This window comes from Anabaena azotica SJ-1, from assembly GCF_047275885.1.
GTDB classification, from domain to species: Bacteria; Cyanobacteriota; Cyanobacteriia; order Cyanobacteriales; family Nostocaceae; genus Trichormus_B; species Trichormus_B azotica_A.
In genome coordinates, this window is record NZ_CP178454.1 from 5,053,320 (window position 1) to 5,064,726 (window position 11,407).

General features: G+C 39.4%; 9 protein-coding genes. 3 read left to right on the forward strand and 6 right to left on the reverse strand.

The annotated features are described in order from the left end of the window. Positions 1–31: 31 nt before the first annotated feature. Complete coding sequence (locus tag ACLLO5_RS21895; RefSeq protein ID WP_413172602.1) at positions 32–3,895, forward strand: PAS domain S-box protein; 3,864 nt, start codon at positions 32–34, stop codon at positions 3,893–3,895. A gap of 882 nt (positions 3,896–4,777) precedes the next feature. Beyond that, positions 4,778–5,728, forward strand: a complete 951-nt coding sequence (gene pip / locus ACLLO5_RS21900; protein WP_413172604.1) for a prolyl aminopeptidase — start codon at positions 4,778–4,780, stop codon at positions 5,726–5,728. Here the strand turns inward: pip and ACLLO5_RS21905 are convergent. From ACLLO5_RS21905 to prfB, 6 genes are all read right to left on the reverse strand, one after another. After that, entirely contained in the window at positions 5,716–6,483 is a 768-nt protein-coding gene (locus tag ACLLO5_RS21905) for an MBL fold metallo-hydrolase (protein WP_413172605.1), read from the reverse strand. The genes pip and ACLLO5_RS21905 overlap by 13 nt on opposite strands. Positions 6,484–6,486: 3 nt before the next feature. After that, positions 6,487–7,086 carry an anthranilate synthase component II gene (locus tag ACLLO5_RS21910; RefSeq protein ID WP_413172606.1) on the reverse strand — a complete coding sequence of 200 codons (600 nt, stop codon included), beginning with the start codon at positions 7,084–7,086 and terminating at the stop codon, positions 6,487–6,489. Positions 7,087–7,338: 252 nt separating this feature from the next. Continuing rightward, a complete protein-coding gene (locus tag ACLLO5_RS21915; protein ID WP_413172607.1) occupies positions 7,339–7,794 on the reverse strand; it encodes a diacylglycerol kinase family protein in 456 nt (151 codons plus the stop codon). A gap of 253 nt (positions 7,795–8,047) precedes the next feature. Further along, positions 8,048–8,581, reverse strand: a complete 534-nt coding sequence (ybeY, locus tag ACLLO5_RS21920; RefSeq protein WP_413172608.1) for an rRNA maturation RNase YbeY — start codon at positions 8,579–8,581, stop codon at positions 8,048–8,050. Between the two features lie 13 nt (positions 8,582–8,594). Then, on the reverse strand, positions 8,595–8,750 hold the full coding sequence (locus ACLLO5_RS21925) for a DUF3285 domain-containing protein (protein WP_013193124.1): 156 nt from the start codon (positions 8,748–8,750) through the stop codon (positions 8,595–8,597). A 163-nt stretch (positions 8,751–8,913) separates the two neighbouring features. Beyond that, positions 8,914–10,036 (reverse strand): peptide chain release factor 2 gene (gene prfB, locus ACLLO5_RS21930; protein WP_413172609.1). Its coding sequence is split into 2 segments (ribosomal slippage): positions 8,914–9,963 and positions 9,965–10,036, totalling 1,122 coding nucleotides; the frame shifts between segments, so codons are not numbered across the junction. A 135-nt stretch (positions 10,037–10,171) separates the two neighbouring features. On the opposite strand from prfB, the gene ACLLO5_RS21935 reads away from it, so the two are divergent. Beyond that, on the forward strand, positions 10,172–11,266 hold the full coding sequence (locus tag ACLLO5_RS21935; RefSeq protein ID WP_413172610.1) for a glycosyltransferase family 1 protein: 1,095 nt from the start codon (positions 10,172–10,174) through the stop codon (positions 11,264–11,266). The last annotated feature ends 141 nt before the right edge of the window (positions 11,267–11,407 follow it).

The following is an 11,407-nucleotide window of genomic DNA, read 5'->3' on the forward strand; positions in this document are numbered from 1 at the left end:
CATTTTATGATTTTAATCTGCAATTATCTTTATGTTTTACCGTCGCTTTTTGCCAATTTCTCTCCGCACAGTTTTGAGCTTGCCTTTTATTATGCTACTTGTGATTACGGTAGTATTTACTAACAGTTTTTCTTTACATAATAGCTACCATGCTTTGGAGAAAATTACACTCCAGTTGATGGAACAAGTTAGCGATCGCATTTATTTGTCTCTGGACAATTATCTATCTACTACTCTTTCAGTTAAGCACAATTATATTAATAAATATCCTTTTACACACATTAATAATAGCAAAAATAGGGAAAATAATCTTTTTTTAAGCAAGTTACATACCTTTATAAAAACGTTAAAAATTGGTAATTCTGGGTTTGTATTTTTAATAGAACAGGATGGTTTATTGATTGCCAGTTCTGTGGATAAATTACCTGATATTAAAACTAGCGATGGCAAAAATGGGGGAATTTTGGCAACCCCAAGTCAAAATCCTGTGATTCAATCTGCGAGCAATTCCTTAAAATTAAAATTTCCTGATTTTAATCAGATTAATCAACTGGAAACTTGGCAATTTAGGGAAAATAAACAAACGTATTTTTCTCAAGTACAACCTTACAGAAACAAGTATGGATTGAATTGGTTGATTGTTACAGTTATCCCTAAGTCTGACTTGATGAGTGAGATTGATGTTAGTACCAAAAACACTATAACTATATCTAGTTTAGCGGTGTTATTAGCGATCGCACTCGGCTTGTTCATTGCTAATAGGATTGCTGATCCCATCCTCAGACTCAGCCAGTTCCTAGCTATCATAGCTAAAGGCAATTTAAATGAGCCAATTCCAGCTAACCTGCCGATCTATGAATTATGGCAGATGGCGCAGCAATTACAAAACGCTTTTGAGCATATTCAAACAAATTTAAGGAATTCAGAAGCTAAATATGCCACCATCTTTCGTACCAGCCCTGATCCCATTGCTATTACTACCATAGAGGATGGACGCTGGATAGATGTCAACAACAGTTTTCTGCAACTGACTGAATATACATATCAGGAACTTATAGGTAAGACAGCAGTAACAACGAATATCTTAGTTTATCCTCATGAGGCCGAGGCGATCGCTCAACAGATGCAACAAACAAGAGTGGTACACAATCAAGAATTTCATTGGCGCACAAAATCTGGTGAAATCAAAGTATCCCTTGTCTCTTGCGAATTGATCGAACTCGATGGTAAACACTACATTCTTTCCATCAGCAAAGAAATTGGTGAACTCAAACGCACAGCAGCAGCCCTGCAAGAAAGAGAAGCTTTTATCAGAGCAATTGGTGATAACATCCCTAACAGCTACCTTTATCAGGTGATTCGTGAACTCAACGGTAGCTATCATTTTCATTACGTCAGCGCAGGTGTGGAGCGAGAACATGGATTAACACCAGAGGCAATCATCGCAGACCCCAAATTACTCTATGACCTCATCCTGGAAGAAGATATTCCTGAGATTGTGCGACAACAAGAAGAATCAGCACAAACTATGTCTATCTTTGATATCCAAATCCGCGAGCGTTCACCAGAAAAACAAATTCGTTGGATACGTCTGTGTTCCAGTCCCCGCTATTTAAATGATGGCAGGATTATTTGGGACGGGATTCGGCTAGATATCAATAACCTCAAGCAAACAGAAGAAACACTCCGTCATAGTGAAACAAGTTTAGCTAGAGCGCAACAAGTAGCACACATTGGCAGTTGGGAATTTGATCTAATTACCCAAAAGCTAACCTGGTCAGAGGAGCTATTTCGGATCTATGGACAAGATCCAAATTTACTCGAATTACCCTATAGTCAATATTTGCAACTCATTCATCCAGAAGATCACCAAAACTGGCAAGAGGTAATGAATCAGGCAATTACTACGGGTGATGCTTACGAAATTGAACATCGGTTAATCCGTCCAGATGGATCAATTGTCTGGGTGTTGTCTAGGAAAGAAGCTTTGTTAGATGATCAGGGAAAAGTGATCAAAGTGTTTGGCACCGCGCTAGATATCACCGATCGCAAACAAGCAGAAGAAGCATTGCGTCAAAGTGAAGAACGGTTTCGGTTTGCGGCTCAATATATTATGGATGTGTTTAGTATCTATGATTGCGATCGCCGTTTAGTCTACGTCAACGAAAGAGGTTTAGAACGCACAGGCTTGCCCCTAGAATACTTCATTGGTAAGCGAGACGAAGAAATTTTTCCTCCAGAAGTAACATCTCAATATTTACCGCTGTTGCAGAAAGCCATCGACACCAAAAGTCTGCAAACAGGAGAAGCCACAATTCAGCTACCAGGGCAATCAGCTTATACAATAATTGTCAAATATTTGCCCATATTAGATACACAAGGCAATATTTCCCAAATCTTTGGACTCACCGTTGACATTAGCGATCGCAAACAAGCAGAAATAGAACTGCAACAAGCCAAAGAAGCCTCGGAAGCAGCTAACCTCGCCAAAAGCATCTTCTTAGCCAACATGAGCCATGAACTGCGAACACCCCTAAACATCATCCTTGGATTCACTCAAATCCTACAGCGTGACACTCAGCTAACACCAGAACAACAAGACAGCTTACAAATTATTCATCGCAGTAGCAATCACCTACTAGGCTTAATCAACGAAATTTTAGACCTATCCAAAATTGAAGCCGGACGCATGGTGTTGGATGAAACTAGCTTTGACTTAATGGCGCTATTAAACTCCCTAACAGAGATGTTCCAGCAGCGAGCCAATAGCAAAAACTTACAACTTAATTTGCAAATAGCTCCAAATCTTCCTCAATACATCACCACCGATGTCAATAAACTCCGTCAAGTGCTAATGAATCTCCTCAGTAATGCCATCAAATTTACAAAGCAAGGCCAAGTGATACTACGTGCAGCAGCAAATAATCATAAAAATCCTCTCACCCTTCATTTTGAAGTTGAAGATACAGGCATTGGTATTGCCCCAGAAGAAATCACCACCATTTTTGACGCATTTGTGCAATCTCAACATTCCCGTAGCTTCTCCCAACAGGGAATAACAACAGAAGGCACCGGCTTAGGACTCTCTATCAGTTATCAGTTTGTGCAATTAATGAATGGTCATCTCAGCGTCACCAGCAAGCTCAATCAGGGCAGCATCTTTTATTTAGATATTCCCATACAGTTAGCCGCAGCAGACGAAGTTACCTCTGTCTCCCTCAACCGACAAGTCATAGGACTAACACCCAATCATCCCTCCTATCGCATTTTGATAGTTGATGATCGCTTGGAAAATCGACAATTACTGAAGCGAATCTTGGAACACCTAAAGTTGGAAATACGAGAAGCAAAAAATGGCGAAGAAGCCATCCAACAATGGCAACAGTGGCAACCTCACCTCATCTGGATGGACATTCGGATGCCAGGGATAAATGGTTATGAAGCAACAGAACAAATTCGCTCCCTTCCTGGGGGAGAAATACCAATTATTATTGCTCTTACCGCTCAAGCCAACGGGAATAATCGCGCCCTTGCCCTGAAAGCTGGTTGTAATGACTATGTGATCAAACCCTTTCAACAAGAGGAATTGTTTGCGAAAATGGAACTATATCTAAAACTGCACTATATCTATGCTGATGAAGAGCATCAGCAACCTAGAGGCAGCAATATTCAAAATGAACAATCTATTACCTTGACCCCTGAAAATTTATCCGTTATGCCCTCAAATTGGACTGCTGAATTATATCAAGCAACATTGTGTTGTGATGAAGAAGAAGTATTACAACTGATTGAGCAAATCCCCGCATCGCAAACCCTCTTAAGTTATGGATTGAAGAATTTAGTTCGCAACTATCAGTTCCAGACAATTTTGCAACTCCTCAACGTCAACAATTAGAAAAATGAAGCCAATTATTAAGAACTAATAAGTTAATTATTAACATTTTATAAATGGATTATGATCTTAATAGAAACTAATATTCCACTAAAACTGTTAGCAAAAATTAGATTTTGCTAGCAACAAAATCCTAGTGGGACTAATAACATAACAGATAAAAAGTCTATCTAAGCTTACAAAGCTTGGTTCTGATTTCTGTTGTTTACACTTTGTTTATAACACTGATAAAACTGATAGAGTTTCTGCGCCAGATTTAAATCCGCTTTTACTGGCGCTTTTTCATAGCTAATATGCCAGTTCTATTGTAGCAATTTCTTAAAAAATCACCTCCAGCGAAGGTCAATCACTGGAGGATAGAATCAAAGACATTGGAATGTGGACTAGTCTTGATCTAAATTTATCTTGATCACAAACTTATACAATCTATCTGAAGAGCAGGTTTTGTTAGTCATATTGCATACATCCAAGGAAAGATGTTCAGGATTCAGGATTAAACAACAGTTGCAATTTCATACCGTCTTACACTATCTCGCCCAACAGACAAGGACCTGCCTGTTTGCACTATTGTATTAGAAAGCCATCTCCGGACGGAGAACCTCAAACCCATTTTTTTGGTAAAATCAAAAAAGACCCCCGGTTGTCAACCGAGGGATTCTGCAAGTCGGAATTATCGCACAAAGACATTCGCGCATCTAGGATAGCAACGCAACAAATATAAAATCTGCCAAATTGCCAAAAAACCAAAAATTATTAACTGATGAATATATAATATTTAAAAATAAAAATATACCTATACATTTTTTGTAAACAAAATTTTTCAGGATTTGCTACTGATCAATATGAATTAATAATAACAGCATTATTTCGATAAAAATCCCCACAATGCGAGAACTATACCCACTCATTCCACCGTACCGAGAAGATTATTTACAAGTTTCTGACTTGCACACAATTCATTTTGAAGAATCAGGGAATCCCCAAGGAAAGCCCATTCTTTTACTACACGGAGGACCTGGTGGTGGATCTCCACCCTTTTATCGACAATATTTTCATCCCGAAAAATGGCGGTTGATCATGTTTGATCAACGTGGTTGTGGTCAAAGCAAACCTCATGCAGAACTGCGGGAAAATACTACTTGGGATTTAGTCAATGATATTGAAAAATTACGAAAGCATTTAGGAATAGAAAAATGGGTAGTATTTGGTGGAAGTTGGGGGAGTACCCTCTCATTAGCTTATAGTCAAACCCATCCTTCTCACTGCACAGGATTAATTTTGCGTGGCATTTTTATGTTAAGACAAAAAGAATTATCCTGGTTTTATCAAGAAGGTGCTAGTTATATTTTTCCTGATGCTTGGGACGAATATCTTAAACCTATTCCCATCACTGAACGAGGGGATATGATTACAGCTTATTACAAACGTTTGATCAATCCAGATTTACAAATTCAATTAGAAGCGGCGCGTGCTTGGTCAATTTGGGAAGCAAGTACAAGTAAACTATTATTAGATCCTACACTCATTCAAAAGTTTGGTAATGATGAATTTGCCGCAGCTTTTGCGCGGATTGAATGCCATTATTTTATTAATCGTGGGTTTTTTGCAACTGAAAATCAATTATTAGCCAATGTTGACTCTATCCGCCATATTCCTGCTGTAATTGTGCAAGGACGTTATGATGTTGTTTGTCCAATGGTATCTGCTTGGGAATTGCATCAAGCTTGGCCAGAAGCAGAATTTATCGTAGTTCCTGATGCTGGACATTCCATGAGCGAACCAGGAATACGTACCGCTTTAATTGATGCTACAGATAGATTTGCTCAAAACTTATAACTCAAAATTTGGATTTCCGTATTTTCCGATAACATTTTCGAGTTAATAGCTACCGTATCACCATTACTCCGTTTCACATTTACACCAGGCATCAAATTAATAAAATCATCCACTGGTGTAATCTCACAATTAGCTGCATCAGCCGCCTGGGTGCGATAATGGGTAGGAATTACCAACTTGGGATTTAATACTTCCACAGCCTGTTTCGCTTCCTGAGCATTGTAAGCTTTAGCACTACCTCCCACAGGAACAAATGCCACATCAGGACGACCTAAGAGGATTTTTTGCTCAATGGAAATAGGTGCAGCTGCTCCCCCTAAATGTACAATATTTATCCCTCCTTGAGTCCACTTCCAAGCCGTATTTTTACCGAATTGTTTGCCACCTTTGCGGTCATGATCTATGGAGATTCCCTGAAACTTAATACCTTTAAATTCATACACACCCGGTTCATAAATCAGCTTGGGATTTCCTGGTAAATCCTCTACTGCACCTTCATCCAATAGTTGACTGCTAATCAATACCAAATCAGCTGTAACTTTAGGACGACGATATCCAGCTGTACAACCAACAGTCCGAAATGGGTTGACGAGAATTTTCACACCACCACCAGTGAATAGAAAGCAAGTGTGACCCAACCATTGGACAGATACACTACTGGACTGGGCATTAACTGGAAGGTTAGAACTTAAATTAGTAACTAATGCTGTCACCAAACCTGCTCCAGCATAACCCATCAACTCTCGTCGTTTCATGAATCACTCTCTCGACTGTAATTGTTCTAGAAAATTCCGCAGTAAATGCTTACCCGAAGAAGTAAGCACACTCTCTGGATGAAACTGGACTCCCTGAATATGGGGATAGTTCCGGTGTTGTACTCCCATAATTGTTCCATCTTCCACCCAAGCGGTAATTTCTAATACTTCCGGGCAAGTTTCGCGGTCAATCACCAAACTATGATATCTGGTGGCGGTAATGGGATTTTCTAATCCTTGAAAAACCCCAACTCCCTTGTGAGATACCAGAGAGGTTTTACCATGCATCAATTCTGGTGCAGAAACAATTTTACCACCGAATACCTGACCAATACTTTGATGTCCTAAACAAACACCCAAAATCGGTAAACTAGATCCTAGTTTTGCAATTAAATCTAGAGAAATTCCTGCATCCTCTGGACGACCAGGCCCAGGAGAAATTACCACTGCATTGGGATTTAATGCCTGAATCTCATCTACGGTAATCTTATCGTTACGAAAAACTTTCAACTCAGCAGCCATTGGGAAATCTGCGGCTAGTTCTCCCAAATACTGCACTAAATTATATGTAAAGCTATCGTAATTATCAATGACTATAATCACAATTTTTACCTAATACCATTTTAAATTTTAGATGTTCGTGAGCCTCTGTCGAACAATTAATTTTGGATTGGGAATCCTTTTTGGTGTTCGGTTGAGAGTAGAACCATCTATGACAATGATTTTTTTATTTGTCCAATTTACCCAGATTAAAAATTGCCATCTTTAATTTGAGCATCTCTACATTAAAGATAGACAAAGTTTGTTTCCCACAATTTCAAATAATATGGGCAAGGGTTGATTGATCAACATCTTCTAAAGAGCAGTCATGATTAAAGCTATTAGGGGCGGGGCTAAAAGTGTAGAAGCTACTAATAACGATACCCAAGCAGATACAAGCACAGCACCAGCAGCACAGTCTTTAGCAACTTTGGCCAAGTCATGATAAGTTTGCTTAACTGTTAAATCAACCAGGGACTCAATGGCTGTATTCACTAACTCCAAGGTCAAAACTAAACCACTAGTGATAGCGATTATGGATATTTCTACTGGTTCTAGATGTAAAAACAGACTTAAACCAATAGCAAAAGCACAGACAGCTACATGAATACGAAAATTGCGTTGAGTTTGAAAGCTATAGCTGATTCCCGCCCAGGCATACTTAAAACTAACAAATAAATTAGAGGCTATCTGCCAGGAAAGTTCCCGTTCTTTGGACACAAGGGTTGATAAGCGGTTTGGTGTAGGTGGTGGTGAAAGGTGCTGGGACATAGGCTAGACAATACAAATATTATAAAGTGGAAATCTTGGTCAAGGAATTTTAGATTTTGGATTTTAGATTTGTATCGCTGCTAAAGGGTGTTAGGGTAAGGGCGATGTTTTTTAGATCAGAAAGTAAAACCAAAAAATCTAAAATTGCTGATCAATTCTAAGGGGGCAATTAAACTTTGACGCAATTTTAAAGAATTTGTGACAAAAATATTGTCAAAATTGCCACCAAGAGCAAAAGTTTGAGCCACACCCATTATGTTAAGTTAATAAAAATACCTGCTGCATCAAGCAATATAACTTGTTGTTTTAACATTTGCATCAAACTTTCTTCATCAGGATGATCCCAGCCGACTAGATGCAATAAACCATGAGCAGTTAACCAAGCTAACTCTGTGGTTAAACTATGTTCTTGCTGTTGAGCTTGACGCTGTGCTGTATCTATAGATACGACAATATCACCTAAATATAAAGGTTGAGAAGCAAGCATTTCCTCGCTTTGGGGGAAATCTGTCTCTAAGGAGGCAAAGGCTAAAACATCTGTGGGTTTATCCTGTTGTCGGTATTGGGCATTGAGTTCCTGAATTTGAGCATCGTTTGTCAAACGCAGCCCTATTTCGTAACTTAGTGCAGGTGGGAGATCAGGGGTGAGGATTTCCAACCATTTATCAAACCAGTTTTCCCAGGTATATTCAGATACTGTAATCTGACTAGCTTCTATGTTTACTGCTATGGGTGGAGTAGATTCTTGAAAAGAATTTTCTACATATAATTCGACTTTAGGAGGCACAAAATCTCCTCAGTTAGCGAGTTAGGTAAGCAAGACCGACGAGCATAGCTAATAGCCCTACTGCGGTTAGTCCAAAATGTTTGAGGGATGTTCCACCCTTCCTTACCATGTTTCGCATGGCAAGTTTCACATAGCTGGGCTTAGGTTCGGTTGAAGGAGAATTGCTCATAATTTTTTCACAATAATCTCTATTTATAACTTTAACAGGTATTTTTAGTGAAAATCGATCATGTATAGTTTACGCAAAGCTGCGCTATTAGATACCCGACTGCTTGACAAAAATCGGGTATCTTGCTTGGATTGATGATGTATGTGTTTTTACTTATTACCAATTATCCAGAATTACTGTCTACCAATTGATTTTCTTGCCGTAAATAGGCTTGGATGAAAGCATCAATTTCACCGTTCATGATATCGGTAATGGCGGTTGTTTCCGTATTAGTACGCAAATCCTTAACCATCTGGTAAGGATGAAACACATAGTTACGAATTTGGTTACCCCAGGAAGCTTCCACTATATCACCACGAATTTCAGCAATTTCTTGGGCGCGTTGTGCTTGGGCTATGACCAACAGCTTGGCTTTGAGACGAGCCAGGGCTTTTTCTTTGTTTTGTAGCTGAGAACGTTCTTCTGTACAACGCACAGCGAGTCCAGTGGGTAGATGAACTATCCGTACTGCTGTTTCTACTTTGTTGACATTTTGCCCACCTTTACCACCAGAACGAGTTGTGGTAATTTCTAAATCTTTTTCTGGAATTTCCAATTTGACGGTGTTGTCTATTTGTGGCATTACTTCGACCCCAGCAAAACTGGTTTGACGCTTACCGTTAGCGTTGAAGGGGGAAATTCTGACTAAGCGATGAGTACCAGTTTCGGAACGCAAGTAGCCATAGGCATAACGGCCTGTAATTTCTAGGGTGGCTGATTTAATTCCGGCTTCGTCACCTTCTGATTCTTCTGCTAATGTCACTTTGTAACCGTGGTCTTCAGCCCAGCGGGTATACATTCGCATCAGCATAAATGCCCAGTCTTGTGCATCTGTACCACCTGCACCTGCGTTAATGGTTAAAACTGCGCCTTGAGAGTCGTAGGGGCCAGAAAGCAACTGTTGTAATTCCCACTGGTCAAGTTCACGATTAAGCTTGATAATGGTAGATTCGGCTTCTTGTAAGAGTGATTCGTCGGTTTCTAACTCTAGTAGCTCAATGACTGCTCTGGTATCATCTAAGTTGGTGTGCCACTGATAATATTGTTCGAGGTGGGATTTAAGATCGTTTAGTTCTTGCAGTGTTTGTTGTGCTTGGGTTTGGTCGTCCCAAAATTCTGGCTGGGCTGATATTTGTTCTAAATCGTGAATTTTGGCTTTGAGTGCAGGTACGTCAAAGATAGTCCTGGGTTTTACCCAGGCGGCTAGACAACGTTTCGATTTCGCGTTTGAGTTCTAGGGCTTCCATTTTATTTGCTCAAGTTTATAGTTTTTGATGACTGTTTACTGTTCACTGAATTTGAGCGGAATTACTGTTTGATTTTATTGGTATTTTTAATTTTAGCTGTATTTTGGCAAATTTATCGAATGTAAGTACATTGAAATGAGCAATTTAGACCAAGTGACTGTTATTGTACCTCGTTTACCCCCTGCTATTGATGGAGTGGGAGACTATGGGCTAAATTTAGCTCAACAAATGTGTCAAGACTTTGGTGTAATTAGTGAGTTTTTGATTGGAGATAAAAATTGGTCTGGACAAGATTTCATAGCAGGATTTCCTGTTAGACAGGTAGGTATTCAGTCTGAGGCTGATTTGTTAGAATTATTGCCTCATGATCAGAATTCAGACCAAATTGTGCTGTTGCATTATGTTGGTTATGGTTATGCAAGGAGAGGTTGTCCGGTTTGGTTGGTGGCTGGTTTAGAAAGGTGGCGAAAGGGGGGGAATAACCGCCGTTTAGTGACTATGTTCCATGAAATTTATGCTTTTGGGGCGATTTGGACTAGTCAATTTTGGACATCACCTCTACAAAGAAATTTAGCAGGGCGTTTGGTAAGATTGAGCGATCGCTGTATTACTAGCAAACAAGGATATGCTGAGATTATTAGTAACTTTAGCAAAGGCAAACACTCTGATATTCCCACTTTACCAGTGTTTTCTACTGTGGGTGAACCAGAATCTCTCCCCCTGTTATCAGAGCGTTCTCGGCGTTTGGTAGTATTTGGTGGTACTGGAACCCGTTCTCGTGTTTATCAAGATTCGCAATTAGCATTACAGCGGACTTGTGAGGAATTGGAAATTGAGGAAATATTCGATATCGGTCCGCCTCTAGATTTGGAAATTTCCGCCATTAATAATATTCCCGTGACTTGCTTGGGAATTAAGTCCGCTTCAGAAATCAGCAGTATATTATCAACTTCTTTGGTCGGTTTTTTTAATTACCCGTTGGCATATTTGACAAAATCAACAATATTTGCTGCTTACTGCGCTCACAAATTGTTGCCTATCGGTATATGGTATGAAGGACAAGACGTAGATGGTTTGGTAGCAGGAAAAAATTATTGGTTGGGAGACAGGTATCAACAGCAAATGAATATATCAGATGGACAGATAGTAGCGGAGAATGCTTATAATTGGTATGCAAAGCATAGTTTGTCAGCACAAGCTCATACTTTTATGAATTACATTCGCTTTTAGCAATAATCTCAAATCTGTGCCAATTTTCTTTTTCTATGTCACTGAGGTACAGAATCTAAATTGAAACCTAGACAGCAAAATAGTTTTACTCCTTACTCCTGGTGTAAGTTTCGATAGAATGGTGAATGGACTTAAAATAGA

What these genes read in the sequence shown, in the direction of transcription:
- ACLLO5_RS21925 (WP_013193124.1), bottom strand. Translation starts at nt 8,750, where the DNA reads ATGAGCAATTCTCCTTCAACCGAACCTAAGCCCAGCTATGTGAAACTT.
- pip (WP_413172604.1), top strand. Translation starts at nt 4,778, where the DNA reads ATGCGAGAACTATACCCACTCATTCCACCGTACCGAGAAGATTATTTA.
- ACLLO5_RS21905 (WP_413172605.1), bottom strand. Translation starts at nt 6,483, where the DNA reads ATGAAACGACGAGAGTTGATGGGTTATGCTGGAGCAGGTTTGGTGACA.
- ACLLO5_RS21895 (WP_413172602.1), top strand. Translation starts at nt 32, where the DNA reads ATGTTTTACCGTCGCTTTTTGCCAATTTCTCTCCGCACAGTTTTGAGC.
- ACLLO5_RS21915 (WP_413172607.1), bottom strand. Translation starts at nt 7,794, where the DNA reads ATGTCCCAGCACCTTTCACCACCACCTACACCAAACCGCTTATCAACC.
- ACLLO5_RS21935 (WP_413172610.1), top strand. Translation starts at nt 10,172, where the DNA reads ATGAGCAATTTAGACCAAGTGACTGTTATTGTACCTCGTTTACCCCCT.